Source organism: Streptomyces pluripotens (assembly GCF_000802245.2).
Classification (GTDB): Bacteria; Actinomycetota; Actinomycetes; order Streptomycetales; family Streptomycetaceae; genus Streptomyces; species Streptomyces pluripotens.
In genome coordinates this window covers 6,815,243-6,829,891 of sequence record NZ_CP021080.1, presented here as the reverse complement: position 1 = coordinate 6,829,891, position 14,649 = coordinate 6,815,243, and the positions used below count along the sequence as shown (strand labels likewise).

Here is a 14,649-nt window from a genome sequence, read left to right as displayed (position 1 = left end):
CCCCGGGCATCAAAACCGGTCGGCCGTCACTGCAACCAGCGGTTGCGGCTCACGAACGGCAGCCGTGCCCACATCCGGCCCAGCCCCCAGGTGGCCCCGGCCCCCGCGGCTGCCACGGCGATCAGGGCAATGGCGTAGATGACATGGTAGTCGGCGAAGGGGTTCGTCGACATACTGCGTGAACCATCGGAAAGGTGCTTCGCCGGCGGCCACTCCGCCAGCCACATCAGCGCCATCATCACGGTCCCGGACGCCGCGGCGATGCGCACGCCGACGCCTGCGATCAGCGCGACACCCATGCCGAGCAGACCGAGCATGAACAGCCAGTCGGCCCAGGCCTCGCCGGCCCACGCATGGTAGGTCGACTCCATCGGACCGGCAGCCACTGAGCCGAGGAACCCCTTCGTGGGTGAGCCACCGTCGAGCCATCCCTTGCCCGAGGGGGTGGCGTAGCCGAGGCCGAAGGTCTTGTCGAGGAACGCCCACAGGAAAACGAACCCGAGCAGCAGCCGCAGTCCGGCCAGGGCGTACCCGCCGGCCGTAGCTGCCGCAGTCGCTTCGGAGGTCGCCGCAGCGGGCCCGGAGACTGTTCCGGACCGGCGCGCGAACGGCAGACGGACGCCCAGGTGCCGGTGGGAGTGGTTGTGCACGGCCATGATGCTCATCCCTTCCGAGGGAGTGTCAGGAGTACCTCGCGCTTTCGTTGCGCTGTCAATCTCCCGCAGCTCCGCCCCCCGGGCAGGGGGTCGGCAGACCCGGCTCCCAGGGCCGAACGTCCTTGTCCCGCAGACCCATTCAGCACGCGGCAGCGCCGAGGCCGGTCCGTGCTCCACGACGGCGGCCCTGTGCACAGTGGTGCGGGCAGGACCGGCGGGACGTCAGGCCTCTTTCAGGCCCGTCCTCCAGGCCGTCCTCCAGGCCGGGACGTTCCGCAGGCTCCGGGAGGTCGTCGACAAGGTCCGACCGGCGCTCGTGGCCGTCGACTGCACGAGCAGGTTGGCCGTGGGCCCGATCCTTTCCCGGGACGTCCCCTCCGTGCTGAGCCTGCCGTTCCTTCCGAGCAACGTGCTCACCTCGCACAACCCCTTCGCGCAGGTTCCGGACCTTGAAACTGGCGTACGACTTCCGGATGACGGGTATGCAGGCCACCGTGGCGCTGGCCAGGTGGAGATACTGGACGGGATCCTCGCCGCCCGGCGTGTCATCGCGAAGCGCTACGACGGACATCTGGCCGACGTCCCGGCCTAGTGCTGTCGTACCTGCCCAACGGCACCCGGGTGTGGCTGGGGACCCGGCACGAGCACGTGCGGGCCCACCGTTGAGCACGATTCCTGCGTCGCCGCGGACCAGTGCGTGCCGGTCCGCCCCGGAGGCCTTCGACTAGGGCGACGACGGACTGGCCCCCTGCCGGACCCGGCCCCCGCGTCCGGGACGGGCGCGGGGCACAGCGCCACCGACCTCTGCCCCGACCATGCCATCATCTCCCTGCACGCGGAGTGAGACCTCCGCTCCCCCGTCGCTGCTCCTGTGCGCCGCGCCGCGGCCACGTAACGGCTCCCGACCGAGAAAGGACCCGAGGTGTTGAACAGCGTGGACGACGACCTGGCTCTGTGGGCCAGGCGCTACCATCAGGCGCCCGGCAGTGCCGTCCGGCTGATCTGTTTCCCGCACGCCGGGGGATCCGCCAGCTTCTACTTCCCCATGTCCACCGCCTTCGCCCCTGGCGCCGACGTCATCGCCTTGCAGTACCCCGGGCGGCAGGACCGCAGGCTGGAGCCCTGTCTGACCGACATCGAGGAACTGGCCGACCGGATCACCGGCACGCTCCTGCAACTCGACGAGAAACCCACGCTGTTCTTCGGCCACAGCATGGGGGCCGTCCTGGCCTTCGAGACTGCGTGGCGGCTGGAGCGGAAAGGCTCGGGCGCCGCGCCCCGCGCCCTCATCGCCTCCGGACGCCGCGCGCCCTCCACGCACCGCCCGGAAACCGTGCACCAGCGCGACGACGACGGCATCATCGCCGAGCTCAAGCTCCTCAACGGCACCGATGCGCAAGTGCTGGGCAACGAGGAGATCCTGCGCATGGCACTGCCAGCGATCCGCGGCGACTACGAGGCCATCGAGAAGTACCGCTGCGACGAACAGCGCCGCGTCCACTGCCGGATCACCACACTGACCGGCGACGCCGATCCGCGCACGACCGTCGAGGAGGCCGCCGCCTGGGAGCGGCACACCGACGGCGCCTTCCGACTGGAGGTACTTCCCGGCGGGCACTTCTTCCTCACGAACCAGCAGGCCGCCGTGACCTCGCTGGTCTCCCGCGAACTCGGGCAGTTGTGATGCGTACGGTGCTGGTCGGCTACTCCGGCATTGGGAACGGCTGCTCCACAGCGGCTGCGCCGGTCCCGCACCCCCTGTCGGGGACCGCCAGTCGGTGGAGTCGCAGGGCGAGTTGAATCTCCAGAGCACGGGCGGGGGTCTGCCAGTCCTCGCCGAGCAGACGGCCCACGCGCTCCAATCGCTGGGCGACGGTGTTGACATGGACGTGGAGGGTCTTCCTGGTGCGGGCTGGGCTCATCCCACACGCGAAGTACGCGTCCAGGGTACGCAGCAGTTGGGTGCCGCGCCGCTCGTCGTAGGAGACGACGGGGCCGATGGTGCGCTCCACGAAGCCGGGGACGTTCTGCTCACCTGCCAGGAGCAGGCCGACGAAGCCGAAGTCCTCGGCAGCCGCCCCGTCTCCGTCCCGCCCCAGCAGGCCTAGCGCGTCGAGGCAGCGCCGGCCCTCGGCGTAGGCGGCGGCCACCGCCTCTGGGTGCGCGGCAAGGTCGGTGACGGGGGCGGAGGCCCCGACGGTCACCGGCTGGTGAACGGCCGTACCCAGGTGGCGGGCGGTACGGCGGGCCACGTCCGTGGGGGTGTCGCCGGCCCCGAGCGGCAGCAGCAGCACGGTGCCGCCGTCACGTGCGGCGGCCAGGCCCTGCCGGGTGGCGGCGAGGTGGGATGCGGCGGACCACAGGCGGCGGCGGGCCGAGGCCTCCCCTTCCACGTCGGTGGACGGGTCGTCGAGGCGTGCGGCGAGTACGACATGGCGGGCCTCCAGGTCTGCGCAGAGCCGGGCCGCGCGTTCGCGCAGCAGCCGGGGGTCCCGGGAACGGGCGTCCAGGAGGTCGTCCAGCAGTTCACCGCGCACACGCTGTTCGGCCTCCGCGGCGGATCGGCGGGCGAGCAGCAGCAGTGAGGTCACCATGGCGGCGCGCTCCAGAGTGCGCTGGTCGACGGGGTCCAGGCCTGGCTGGCCACGCAGCACGAGGGCGCCGAGGAGTTCGCCGCCCGCGGTCACGGCGGCGATCCGGTCGATGCCGTGCTGCATGGCGTGTCCCTCCGCGCGGGACGCCTCCAGCGCCTCGGCCGGAACTGCCGAAGCCTCAGTGAACTCCACTGTGCCATCAAGGACTTGGGATACGGCAGCGGCGACGTCGTGTACTCCGCCTCCACGCAGGACGAGTTCGGCGAGCCGGTCGTGGACCTCGGAGGCGCGCTCGATGACGGCGCTGCGGTCCCTGATGATCTCGTTGGCGCGCTCCAACCCGGCGAGGGCCGAGCGGGTCTCGGTGAGCAGGTTGGCGGTGTCGATGGCGGCCGCGGCGAGCGCCGCGAAGGAGCCGAGCAGGGCACTCTGCCCGCGCTCGAAGACACGTGCTCGGCGGTCGGCGGCGAAGAGGACACCAATGACGTGCGGGCCGAGCATCAGGGGGACGCCCAGGATGGCGACGAGTCCCTCGTCACGCACACCGGCGTCGATGGTGTGGGTGTGCTGGAAACGGCCGTCCTGGAAGTAGTCGTCGGTGACGTAGGGCCGCGCAGTCTGTGCGACGAGTCCGCCGAGTCCCTCCCCCATGCCGAGGCGCAACTGCTGGAATCGGGCGGAGACGGAGCCCGCCGTGACCCTCATGTAGGTGTCGCCGCGCGCCGGGTCGTTGAGGCTGAGATAAGCGACGTCCGTGCCGAGCAGGGAGCGGGCGCGTTGCACAATCGCCCGCAGTACAGCGTCCAGATCTCGCAGACCGGCCAGGTCGTGGGCGGTCTCGAAGAGCGCGGAGAGCTCCGCCTCGCGTCGTCGGCGTCCCTCCAGCTCGGCCCGGACCCGCAGGGCGAGCCGCTTGGACTGTTCCAGGACGGCGATCCGCTCGGCCGGCCGGCCCTCGGCCCGGGCGAGCAGCACCGGCTGCTCGTAGGCCTCCACGGAAGCGTCGCGGGCCAGCAACTCCAGGTACGGGGCCTCGGCGGTGCCACTGGGTGCCGGCTGAAGGTGATCGCGGGACATGTCTCCAGCATTCCGCATCTGCCATCCGGTCCGCCGGGCCTGTGGAAAACTCCGCGGATCGAGGGCGACGGGTTGTCAGTGGGCCGTCCATCCGCCGTCGAGCACCAGGGAGGTACCCGTGATGAAGGACGCCTGCGGGCTGCACAGATAGGCGACGGCCTCGGCGACTTCCTCCGGTTCGATGAGCCGCCGCATGGCAGTGTCCTTCAGCAGGACCTCGGTCAGTACATGTTGTTCGCTCAGGCCGTGGGCCTGTGCCTGATCGGCGATCTGCTTCTCGACCAAGGGAGTGCGCACATAGGCCGGGTTCACGCAGTTGGAGGTCACTTCATGGGAGGCACCTTCGAGCGCGACGGTCTTGGACAGGCCCTCCAAACCGTGTTTGGCCGCCACATAGGCCGATTTGAAGGCCGAAGCGCGCAGACCATGGACGGAGGACATATTGACGATCCGGCCCCAGCGCTGTGCGTACATGTGCGGGAGGGCTCCGCGGATGAGGCGGAACGGCGCCTCCAGCATCACGGTGAGCACGGTGTGGAACACGTCGGGCGGGAAGCCTTCAATGGGCCGCACAAGTTGTAGTCCGGCGTTGTTGACCAGCACATCGGTGCCGACGGCGGTGCGCTCGGCGGCGTCGAGGTCGGTGAGGTCCACGAGGCGCGGTACGACGGTCCCCGCGAGGTCCGTCCGCTTCGCCTCCTCGACCAGCTCGGCCAGCCGGGCGACGTCCCGGTCGACAGCCCGCACCTCGGCGCCAGCGGCGGCGAGCCGGAGCGCGCAGGCGCGGCCGATACCGCTGGCGGCGCCGGTGACCAGAGCGGTACGCCCGAGGAGGTCGAGGGCAGGTGGCTGGACGTGCGGACCGGGACCGGGCAGGGGGCTGGACGAGGTCATGCGGCGACCCTAGGCAGCACCCGGTCGCCGCCCCATGTGGTCACCATCCACACTTCAGCCTGCAGTCGTAGGGTCAAACCATGTGGGTGCCTCTGACAGGGCTTGCTTAATCCGAAAGAGGCCGAACTCGTTCAGGTCGGGCAGCGAATCCAGCTCGAACCAGCCGACCTCCAATGACTCGTCGTCGTTGACCTGGGCCTCGCCGCCCACGGCCCGGCAGCGGAAAGTGATGTCCATGTACTGGCAGACGTCCCCGTTGGCGTAGGTCGTGGGCTCCAGGGCCTGGACGAGGACCACTCGCTCCGCGACACAGTGCACCGCCGTCTCCTCGAAGACCTCCCGAACGGCGCAGGCGGCGGGCTGTTCGCCCGGTTCCGTGATGCCGCCGATCACCGACCACCTGCCGGTGTCGGACCGCCGTCCCAGGAGCACTCTGCCCTGGTCGTCGAAGACGATCGCGGTGACCCCGGGAAGCCAGAGCAACTGATGGCCAACGGAGGTCCGAAGCGTGCGGATGAATTCGGGGATAGCCATGGCCCGACCCTAATGGGCCGGGTCCCGGTTTCCCGGACCAGTGCCGCAAGGGGCGGCGCTAGACCTCACCGGAGCGGCGGCCGCGCAGGCCGGAGCCGATCGCCCAGCCGATCCCGCCCGCGGCCACCAGCACGAGCGCGATCTCCGGCAGGACACCCAGCTCAGTAGCGGGAGTCCGGGAAGTGCGCAGCGGCACCTTCTGCACGAGGTAGGCCGGGACGAACATGCCCGTCTTCTGGGTGACCTTCCCGTCCGGCATGATGATCGCACTGACACCGCTGGTGACCGGCACGGTTACGGTACGGCTGTGCTCGACGGCGCGGACCCGGGACATGGCGAGTTGCTGATAGGTCATCTCGCTGCGGTCGAAGGTCGCGTTGTTGCTCGGCACGGAGATCATCTCCGCACCGCGGGTGACCGTGTCCCGGACGGCCCAGTCGAAGGCCGCCTCGTAGCAGGTGTCGAGGCCCACCTTGGCGCCGTCGATGTCGAACACACCGGGCCGGTGGCCCCGGCTGAAGTCCTGGCGGACCATGCCGGTCCACTCCTTGTTGACCGCGCCGACGAGTCCACGCAGCGGAAGGTACTCGCCGAACGGCTGGATCTGCCGCTTGTCGTAGGTCTGTGTCGGCCCCTTGACCGGGTCCCACAGGATCTGCTCGTTGAGCAGCCTGCCGTCCTTCTCGACCACCGCGCCGACCGAGATGGGGACGCCCACGGCCTGGGCGGCGTCCTCGATCACGGCGGCCGCGTCGGGGTTGGTGAAGGGGTCGATGTCGGAGGAGTTCTCCGGCCACAGCACGTAGTCGGGCCTTGCGGTCTTCCCCGACTGGATGTCGGCGGCGAGTTTGAGCGTCTCGCGCACGTGGTAGTCGAGCACCGCCCGCCGCTGGGCACTGAACTCCAACCCAGAACGCGGCACGTTGCCCTGGATGACCGCGACGGTTCTGGTGCCGTCCTCGGCCTTGTCACTCACCAGTGACCGGGCGGCGACCGCCCCGACCACCGGTACGGCCACGCTCAGCAGCGCGGCTGCTGCAGCACCACGCCGTACGGCCCGGGTGCGGCGCCGCTCGGCGATCAGGCGCCCGGTCTCATAGAGGCCGAATCCGCACAGGACGACGGCGAAGCCGAGCACCGGAGTGCCGCCCACCGCAGCGAGCGGCAGGAAGACGCCGTCCGCCTGGCCGAAGGCGATCTTGCCCCAGGGGAAGCCCCCGAAGGGTGCGCGCGCACGTGCCGCTTCACCGGCGATCCAGACGGCTCCGGCCCACACCGGCCAGGCCGGCAGTCTGGAGACTGCGGCAACACCCACGCCGACCAGGGCGATGAAGACCGCCTCGATGGCGACCAGGGCGAGCCAGGGGCCTGGTCCCACCTCCACGCCCGTCCACACCAGCAACGGCAGCAGGAACCCCAGCCCGAAGAGGTAGCCGAGGCCGAGGGCTGCCTTCCAGCCACGGCCGCGCAGTGCCCAGCCGAAGCCGGCGAAGGCCGGTAGGGCCAGCCACCACAGGGGGCGCGGCGGGAAGCTGAGGTAGAGCAGGACTCCGCAGAGCGCGGAGACGGCGGCCGGGGCCAGACGCAGCAGTCGGCCGCCGGACGCGGGGGACGGCCGGAGCTGCTCCGACTGGTCCACGGAGGTTGCGGTGACGGTCACCTGCGTGAGTGTACGGCGAGGGTCCTGGCCTCCGTCCAGCACGGTCCGATGCCAGTCCGACCACGTCCCCCCAGGTAGCGCCGCCCGGCGTCCGCTCCAACCGGGGACGGGGCCGGATGCGCGGTCGGCACCGGCAGCCGCCCCGGAACAGTGCCGGCCGACGGGCCGGAACCGGACCAGGCGGGCATCACGGCGTTCCTGCGCACCTTGTCCACAAACCGGTCGCCAGCCGCTACGGTGTGGCGTGCCACGGCGGTGCGGCCGTATCCGGCGCGCGGCCTTGGCCTGCGACAGGTCCGAGGACCGGGTACGAGGGGCGACGGGTGGGGTCTACGGGGATGAATCCGACGTCCGGTGGTGTCATGGACGCCGACATCACCAGGAGAAACGTTTCCGACGGGGCGGGCATGATCCTGCTGGGGGCCTGCGCCGGGTGGTCACTGATCACCGCGGCGGCCCAGGGCGGGCGGCCCGAGGGCATGCTGCTCGCAATACTCGCCGTGACCGCCGGCTATGCCGCGGGCCGGGTCTCCGGGGCACTGCTGCCGGCCGCCGCACCGTGCGCTGGCGCGGCGGCCGGGCTCACCCTGGTCGTGGTGCTCCCCGGCCTCTCCCCCAGCTCTCGGTACGCGGCCCCACTCGGACACGCCGGCGCCGCTGCGGCCCTGCTGGCGCTGGCCACCGGAGCGGCCGCCTGTGCCGCGTGGGCGACACCCGTACCAGCGCTGCGGCTGGGTCTGCGAGCACTGGCCGTCGGGATCGTGCTGGCCGGGGCCGCGCTGGGATTGGTGGCCGGTTGCGCAGCCGGCGCGTTGGTCCTGCTGTGCTCGCTCGCCGCGGGGTCAGCACCCCGCCGGGGTGTCTGTCTCCTGGCTCTGGCCGTGGCAGTGGCTCTGACCGCGGGGACGACCTGGGCGATCGCCGCCGACGCCCTGCCCGACGGCATCTCCGGGATCCTCGAAGGCAGGATCGGCCCGTACCGGATACAGCTGTGGCAGGACGCCCTGCGGTTGGCGGGCGCGAACCGCACTCTGGGGGTGGGCCCGGGGCGGTTCGGCGAGCTGAGCCACGGGGTGCCCGGCAAACCGCACTCGGCTCCGCTCCAGCAGGCTGCGGAGCAGGGGCTGGCCGGCTTGTTCCTGCTGATCGTGGCGTTCGGCTGGGTCCTGTACGCGCTGTGGCGCACCCCGCGCTCCACCCCGGTGGCCCTCACCGCGGGCGCGGCCCTGGCAGGATTGGCCATCCTCGCCACGGTGAGCAATGCACTGAGCTTCACCCCCGTGACCGCCGGCGCCGGACTGGTCGCGGGATGGGCGACGGCACGCCCCTGGACGAGCGCCGGCCCGAGGCCCGACAACGATGAACAGTAGGAGTGAACGCTCGTCTCAGCGACCACTCGGTGTGCCCGGCTGACCGGGACCGTTGGCCCGGGCGGTCGCACCGGACCGGGCCGGGCGGACCGTCTCAGGGCGTCGCTCCGGCTCCCGGTGTGATCGTGCGCAGCCGGTCCCTGATGACCCGCACCGCCGACTCCGCGTTGTCCACGGTGATCGTGAAGGTGTGGCCGTCCCACAGGCGCAACACGATGCCCTCACCTCGACGCACGACGACGGCGGTGCCCTTCTCGGGCCGCCAGCGGTAGCCCCAGCCACCCCAGTGCCGGGGAGTGACGAGGGCGGTGAAGTCGGCGCCGGCCACCTGGGAGAGCGGGATGCGGCGACGCGGCAGCCCGATGTGGCCGCAGCGCACTTCGAGGGACTCCCCGTCCAGCCTGAGGTCGACGTGCACGAAGGCGAGGGTGCCGAAGAGGACCAGCAGACCGGCAGCGATGCAGCCCACGACGGACATCGCCAGCGGGGCGATGCCGGACGTCCAGGCGGAGTCCACGGCCAACTCGATGCCGAGCGCCATGCAGGCCGCGCCGATCAGGGCCAGCAGCCACTGGAAGCGGTTCGTGGCCCGCCCGGTCCAGACGTCCGGATGCGCGGTGCCGTCGGCGTGGGGGTGCTCCCTCATGCTTACGAGGTTACTCAGGTTCTGCTGCGCAGGCAGGGTGTCACGGAGAGTGGCCGACCAAGCGATGTGCGGGGCGGCCAGGCGTTCGCGTCGATCCCGGACGGTTCCGCTCAGGTCAGCGGACGGGGCTGACGGCGTGCAGGAAACGTCCCTCGTCGTAGGCGAGGGCCGTGTCCGGGAGCGCTTCCTCGCGACCGCTGAGCAGCACCGTCAGGGTGGTGTCGGCCGCGGCCACCGAGGCCGGCTCCGCTCCGATCCTGCGCAGGGCCTGTGCGGCAACGGCCCCGGCGGAGCCGTGCAGGATAAGCGGCGGACGTCCTGGCCGCTGGACGGCGGCCCGGATGCGCTCGGCGACCAGCTCGTAGTTGGTGCAGCCCAGGACCACGGTGGTCACGTCCTCCGGCGTCCGGGCGGCGGCCGCCGCCACGGCGGCGTCGACGGCGTCGTCATCGGCGTGGTGCACCGCGTCCGCGAGACCCGGGCACGGCACCTCGGTGACGGCCACGCCGTCGGCGAACTGTTCGATCAGTCCTCGTTGGTAGGCGCTGCCTGTGGTGGCGGGGGTCGCCCAGATCGCTACGGACCCGCCGCCAGCCGCAGCGGGCTTGATCGCCGGTACGGTCCCGATGACCGGCAGGTCGGGCTCGAAACGCGCCCGCATCACGGGCAGCGCGTGCACGGACGCCGTGTTGCAGGCGACGATCAGGACATCGGGGTCGTGGGCGGCAGCCGCCTCGGCCACGGCCAGGGCTCGCTCAGTGATGTCCTCGGGGGTGCGCGGGCCCCAGGGCATGCCGTCCGGGTCCCAGGAGAGCACGAGGTCGGCGTCGGGCCGCAGCCGACGTACCGCAGCGGCTGCGGGCAGCAGGCCGATTCCGGAGTCCATGAGCGCGATCTTCACCCGGTCACGATAGACGACACGCCCCGGCGGACCGGCACGGTGGGGCAGACTGCGAGGGTGAGCGCCCTCATGTGGATCACCGCCGTATCGCTGGCCGCCTGGTGCTGGCTGCTGTTGGGCCAGGGCTTCTTCTGGCGCACGGACGTCCGGCTGCCGCCGCACCGGGAACCGGAAGCGTGGCCGCCGGTCTGCGTGGTCGTACCGGCCCGTGACGAGGCCGCCGTGCTGCCCGAGAGCCTGCCGTCACTGCTGGCCCAGGACTATCCGGGGCGGGCGGAGGTCTTCCTGGTGGACGACGGCAGTTCGGACGGCACCGGGGCATTGGCCCGCGAGCTGGCCCGCCGCCACGGCGGGTTGCCGCTCACGGTGAGCTCGCCGGGCGAACCGCCGCGGGGTTGGACGGGCAAACTGTGGGCGGTGCGGCACGGCGTTTCGCTTGCACGCGCGCGGGCGCCCGAGTATCTGCTGCTGACGGACGCGGACATCGCGCACGGACCGGCGAGCCTGCGCGAGCTGGTGGCGGCGGCCCACACCGGGGGCTTCGACGTGGTGTCGCAGATGGCCCGGCTGCGGGTCGAAAGCCCGTGGGAGCGGTTCGTAGTGCCGGCGTTCGTCTACTTCTTTGCACAGTTGTATCCGTTCCGGTGGATTAGCCGGGAGGGATCGCGGACGGCCGCGGCGGCGGGCGGCTGTGTCCTGCTGCGCGCCGCAACGGCCCGGACGGCGTGCATCCCGGACGGCATCCGGCACTCCGTCATCGACGACGTGGCCCTCGCCCGCGCGGTGAAGGGCGCGGGAGGCCGCATCTGGCTGGGGCTGGCCGACCGGGTGGACAGCGTGCGGCCCTACCCACGGCTGCACGACCTGTGGCGCATGGTCGCGCGCAGCGCCTACGCCCAACTGCGGCACAACCCCCTGCTCCTGCTCGGGACGGTCGCCGGTCTGGCACTGGTGTACCTGCTGCCGCCCGCCGCACTGACCGCCGGCGTGACCGCGGGCGACCCGGCGACGGCCGTCCTCGGCGCGCTGGCCTGGACGGTCATGGCGGGCACGTACGCGCCGATGCTGCGTTACTACCGGCAGCCGCTGTGGCTCGCGCCCCTGCTGCCGTTCACCGCCTTCTTGTACCTCCTCATGACGATCGACTCGGCCCTGCAGCACTACCGGGGGCGCGGAGCCGCCTGGAAGGGCCGCACCTACGCCCGCCCCGACGCCGTGCCCGACGAGGGCTGAGCCGGGGTCACTTGCGGCCGGGTGTCCAGTTCATGCCCCACCCGTAGGCACGGTCTATGGTCCGCTGCGGGCTCACTCCTCGCTCGGGCACCAGGTACCGCGCCTCACGCTGGACGACGAGGTCGTCACCCCTACTGGCGATCAGGGCGAGCGCACACACGGTGGAGGGCACGGCGCACTCGTCGAGTGAGAAGTCGATGGGGGCACCGTACTGCGGCTGGAGGGTGACGGTGGCGTGCAGGTCGGCGAAGGAACTGGCGCCTTCGTAGATGGTGACGAAGACGAGGATGCGCCGGAAGTCACGCTTGTGGTCCAGATTGACGGTGAGGTTCTCACCGCTCGCCACAGCGCCGGTCCGGTCGTCGCCGTCGAGGTGGATGTACGGAGGCCGGTTCAGCGAGCCGAAGGCATTGCCGAGTGCCTGGACGACTCCTTTGCGGCCGTCGCTGAGTTCGTACAGGGCGCACAGGTCGAGGTCGAGGTCCCGGTGCCCGCCGCCCCATCGGCCGGTCCAGCCCGGAGTCGTCTTGCGCATCTGCCAGTTGAGGTTCACCCGCATCACCCCGGACGTACCACCCTGCTTGGCCAGCGAGACGGAGGGCGCTGCCTTGGTGAGGGTGACCTTGGACAGGCGGACCGGCGGGGACGCGGGCGCCGGGGGTGCCGCAGGAGGGACCGGCAGGGTCACTGGGGGCGGAGGCAGCGGCGCCTGGGACGGCGGGGGCACGGCCCCGGCCGGCGCCGCGGCGCCGGCGGCCGTCGCCGTGGGCGGTGCGGTGCGCTGAGGTCCGTCCACGGTGATGCCGAAGTCCGTCGCCAGCCCTACGAGCCCGCTGCGGTAGCCCTGGCCGACGGCGCGGAACTTCCAGCCTCCCTGGCGGCGGTAGAACTCGCCGAGCACGAAGGCCGTCTCCTCGGTCGCGCCTGGCGTGTCGAAGCGAGCCACCACCTGACCGGATCCGGCGTCGACCGCCTCGATGTAGAGACCGGGCACCTGCCCGAACGTCCCGCCATCCGCGGAAGCGGCGAGCACGATCCGCTCGACGGCTTGCTCCACCCCTGCGAGGTCGACGAAGAGGGTGTCGGTGACCCGTCCACCGGCCATCCGCTTGCCTTCGTGACGGACCGCGCCGGAGGGGTGGGCGGGCTGGTTGCCGGAGACGAAGTCCCCGTCGGAGCGGACCTTGCCCTCGGCGAGCAACAGCGCCGAGGCATCCGCATCGGGCACACCGGGCCCTGGGCACCAGCCCAGTTCCACGCGCAGGGCCGTGGTCGGCACCGGCTCATTGGCCCCCTTCGACATGGACATGTCCGCCCCCATCCCGTATCGACTTCCGAGCGTCCCCGGCGATCCGGGTTCATCCCTACCCGTTCAACCTAATCCCGGGCTCGACGAACCCCCATGAGGGACGCATGAAGATCAGCGGCCGACCGTCGGTAACCCGGCAGGAACTCGGGCTTTACACGATCCGAACGTCGCCCAGCGTCCCTTTTTGCCAAGTTCGCTCGGATTGACGATCCCAGGTCACTGCCGACACGGAAAACAACCCTCTTATCGGTCTCCCCAACCAGCACATCGTGGGCTTAACTTATGTGCCATGACCTCCCCCCGCTCCACTTATGGTGGCGGCTACTACTCCGCCTCCTTCCCGGACACCCCGATCTACGACTCGCTCGTGGCCGAGCGGGGCACCCCGCAGATCGCCCCGATCCGCGTCCCCGCCGCCTACGACACGGGCAGCCCGCTGCCCGCCCTGCCGTCGGCACTGCCCGCCCTCCCGTCGGCCCCGTCCCCACACGCCACCGCCTACGGTTACCCACAGGTGCCGCAGCCCGCCCCGTTGCAGCAGGCACCCACGGCGTACATCCCGCAGCAGGCGGGCGCCCCGCGCGGCTACCCCGGCCCGCAGGCTCCCCAGCAGCGGCCGGTGGCGACCGCAACGGGCTACGAGGCGATGCGCCCCGCGGCGCCGCGCCCGGCGCAGGCTCCCTACCAGGACCCCTACAACAACCAGCAGTACCGCGGCTACTGACAGCGTATCCCGTGCCGTCGATGCCTCCTGGCACGATGACACCTATGGAAAACGCCAAGGTGCAGTCGATTCACGTCTATCCGGTCAAGGCGTTCAAGGGCAGATCGCCTCGCGAGGCCGTGGTGGAGCCGTGGGGCCTGACCGGTGACCGGCGCTGGGCACTGATCGGCAACGGGGGGAAGGTCGTCACCCAGCGCGAGCAGCCGCGCCTGGCGTTGGCCGCCGCCGAGCCGCTGGCCGGCGGCGGCATCCGTCTGTCGGCACCCGGCCAGGCGCCACTGACGGTCGACGTACCCGACCCGACCATGACCGTACCGGTCGACATCTTCGGCACGAAGGTCGAGGCGGTGCCGGCAGCCACGGCCGCGCACTCTTGGTGCACTGCCTACGCGCAGGCCGAGGTGCGCCTGGTCCACTTGGACGACCCAGGCACCCGCCGGCCGGTCGACCCCGAGTACGCCCTGCCCGGCGAGACGGTGAGCCTCGCCGACGGCTACCCCCTGCTGGTCACCACCACGGCCTCCCTCGACGCCCTGAACTCCCTGATATCCGAGGGCGCGTACGCCCACGAGGGACCACTTCCCATGAACCGCTTCCGACCCAACATCGTCGTGACGGGCACCGAGGCCTGGGCCGAAGACCGGTGGTCGCGGATCTCCGTCGGCGAGGTGGTGTTCCGGGCCGCGAGGACGAGCGCCCGGTGCGTGGTCACCACGACCGACCAGGACACCGCAGCACGAGGCCGGGAGCCCCTGCACAGCTTGGCACGCCATCGCAGGATCGGCAGCAGGCTGGTCTTCGGCCTCAATCTCGTGCCCGTCTCCGCAGGCACCCTCAGGAACGGCGATCCCGTACGGGTGCTGGAGCAGTAGGGCGGTGATGCCCCGGCAACCGGTTCACCGTCCGGGGAACCCTCAGCGGGGTCCCGGCCGTTGGAGAAACATGAGACGTTCCTGAGGAACCGCGTTTCATGACGGCCCGCGATGGACGTGCCGTCATCATCCCGGTCCGCTCCGGGGGCGGGCGGCTACGTCGAGCGTGCCGACGGTGC

General features: G+C 71.3%; 14 protein-coding genes. 6 read left to right on the top strand and 8 right to left on the bottom strand.

Annotated elements, in window-relative coordinates:
- Positions 1-26: 26 nt before the first annotated feature.
- On the bottom strand, positions 27-656 hold the full coding sequence (locus tag LK06_RS30175; RefSeq protein ID WP_039652222.1) for a DoxX family membrane protein: 630 nt from the start codon (positions 654-656) through the stop codon (positions 27-29).
- A gap of 196 nt (positions 657-852) precedes the next feature.
- On the opposite strand from LK06_RS30175, the gene LK06_RS33990 reads away from it, so the two are divergent.
- Together LK06_RS33990 and LK06_RS30165 are read left to right on the top strand one after the other, a co-directional pair.
- Positions 853-1,248 (top strand): hypothetical protein, encoded by a 396-nt coding sequence (locus tag LK06_RS33990; RefSeq protein WP_043408391.1) that lies wholly within the window; start codon positions 853-855, stop codon positions 1,246-1,248.
- A gap of 333 nt (positions 1,249-1,581) precedes the next feature.
- The gene (locus tag LK06_RS30165) at positions 1,582-2,340 is read left to right on the top strand and encodes a thioesterase II family protein (RefSeq protein ID WP_039652223.1); all 759 of its coding nucleotides are present in this window, start codon (positions 1,582-1,584) and stop codon (positions 2,338-2,340) included.
- A gap of 19 nt (positions 2,341-2,359) precedes the next feature.
- On the opposite strand, the gene LK06_RS30160 is transcribed toward LK06_RS30165, so the two are convergent.
- From LK06_RS30160 to lnt, 4 genes are all read right to left on the bottom strand, one after another.
- On the bottom strand, positions 2,360-4,327 hold the full coding sequence (locus tag LK06_RS30160) for a helix-turn-helix domain-containing protein (RefSeq protein ID WP_052269879.1): 1,968 nt from the start codon (positions 4,325-4,327) through the stop codon (positions 2,360-2,362).
- A 75-nt stretch (positions 4,328-4,402) separates the two neighbouring features.
- On the bottom strand, positions 4,403-5,221 hold the full coding sequence (locus LK06_RS30155) for a 3-hydroxybutyrate dehydrogenase (RefSeq protein WP_039651894.1): 819 nt from the start codon (positions 5,219-5,221) through the stop codon (positions 4,403-4,405).
- Between the two features lie 54 nt (positions 5,222-5,275).
- On the bottom strand, positions 5,276-5,755 hold the full coding sequence (locus LK06_RS30150) for an NUDIX hydrolase (RefSeq protein WP_039651896.1): 480 nt from the start codon (positions 5,753-5,755) through the stop codon (positions 5,276-5,278).
- A 58-nt stretch (positions 5,756-5,813) separates the two neighbouring features.
- On the bottom strand, positions 5,814-7,415 hold the full coding sequence (lnt, locus tag LK06_RS30145; RefSeq protein WP_039651898.1) for an apolipoprotein N-acyltransferase: 1,602 nt from the start codon (positions 7,413-7,415) through the stop codon (positions 5,814-5,816).
- Positions 7,416-7,777: 362 nt separating this feature from the next.
- Between lnt and LK06_RS30140 the strand changes: the two genes are divergently transcribed.
- Positions 7,778-8,785, top strand: a complete 1,008-nt coding sequence (locus tag LK06_RS30140; protein WP_234367544.1) for an O-antigen ligase family protein — start codon at positions 7,778-7,780, stop codon at positions 8,783-8,785.
- Positions 8,786-8,879: 94 nt separating this feature from the next.
- Here the strand turns inward: LK06_RS30140 and LK06_RS30135 are convergent, their stop codons facing one another.
- Both LK06_RS30135 and LK06_RS30130 read right to left on the bottom strand, forming a co-directional pair.
- Positions 8,880-9,431: a hypothetical protein gene (locus LK06_RS30135; protein WP_039651900.1), complete on the bottom strand. Its 552-nt coding sequence runs from the start codon at positions 9,429-9,431 to the stop codon at positions 8,880-8,882.
- Positions 9,432-9,546: 115 nt separating this feature from the next.
- Entirely contained in the window at positions 9,547-10,332 is a 786-nt protein-coding gene (locus LK06_RS30130; protein WP_039651902.1) for a glutamate racemase, read from the bottom strand.
- A gap of 69 nt (positions 10,333-10,401) precedes the next feature.
- Between LK06_RS30130 and LK06_RS30125 the strand changes: the two genes are divergently transcribed.
- Positions 10,402-11,565: a glycosyltransferase gene (locus LK06_RS30125; protein WP_078858798.1), complete on the top strand. Its 1,164-nt coding sequence runs from the start codon at positions 10,402-10,404 to the stop codon at positions 11,563-11,565.
- A gap of 7 nt (positions 11,566-11,572) precedes the next feature.
- On the opposite strand, the gene LK06_RS30120 is transcribed toward LK06_RS30125, so the two are convergent.
- Positions 11,573-12,868 (bottom strand): TerD family protein, encoded by a 1,296-nt coding sequence (locus LK06_RS30120; RefSeq protein WP_159025113.1) that lies wholly within the window; start codon positions 12,866-12,868, stop codon positions 11,573-11,575.
- A gap of 295 nt (positions 12,869-13,163) precedes the next feature.
- On the opposite strand from LK06_RS30120, the gene LK06_RS30115 reads away from it, so the two are divergent.
- Positions 13,164-13,598, top strand: coding sequence for a DUF6643 family protein (locus LK06_RS30115; protein WP_039651908.1), 435 nt, complete (start codon positions 13,164-13,166; stop codon positions 13,596-13,598).
- A gap of 44 nt (positions 13,599-13,642) precedes the next feature.
- A complete protein-coding gene (locus tag LK06_RS30110; RefSeq protein WP_039651909.1) occupies positions 13,643-14,470 on the top strand; it encodes an MOSC domain-containing protein in 828 nt (275 codons plus the stop codon).
- Positions 14,471-14,649: the final 179 nt, after the last annotated feature.

Excerpts from the sequence above, each read along its gene's own strand:
- LK06_RS30175 (WP_039652222.1), bottom strand. The coding sequence starts at position 656 with ATGGCCGTGCACAACCACTCCCACCGGCACCTGGGCGTCCGTCTGCCG.
- LK06_RS30160 (WP_052269879.1), bottom strand. The coding sequence starts at position 4,327 with ATGTCCCGCGATCACCTTCAGCCGGCACCCAGTGGCACCGCCGAGGCC.
- LK06_RS30155 (WP_039651894.1), bottom strand. The coding sequence starts at position 5,221 with ATGACCTCGTCCAGCCCCCTGCCCGGTCCCGGTCCGCACGTCCAGCCA.
- LK06_RS30150 (WP_039651896.1), bottom strand. The coding sequence starts at position 5,755 with ATGGCTATCCCCGAATTCATCCGCACGCTTCGGACCTCCGTTGGCCAT.
- LK06_RS30140 (WP_234367544.1), top strand. The coding sequence starts at position 7,778 with ATGGACGCCGACATCACCAGGAGAAACGTTTCCGACGGGGCGGGCATG.
- LK06_RS30135 (WP_039651900.1), bottom strand. The coding sequence starts at position 9,431 with ATGAGGGAGCACCCCCACGCCGACGGCACCGCGCATCCGGACGTCTGG.
- LK06_RS30125 (WP_078858798.1), top strand. The coding sequence starts at position 10,402 with ATGTGGATCACCGCCGTATCGCTGGCCGCCTGGTGCTGGCTGCTGTTG.
- LK06_RS30120 (WP_159025113.1), bottom strand. The coding sequence starts at position 12,868 with ATGTCGAAGGGGGCCAATGAGCCGGTGCCGACCACGGCCCTGCGCGTG.
- LK06_RS30115 (WP_039651908.1), top strand. The coding sequence starts at position 13,164 with ATGACCTCCCCCCGCTCCACTTATGGTGGCGGCTACTACTCCGCCTCC.
- LK06_RS30110 (WP_039651909.1), top strand. The coding sequence starts at position 13,643 with ATGGAAAACGCCAAGGTGCAGTCGATTCACGTCTATCCGGTCAAGGCG.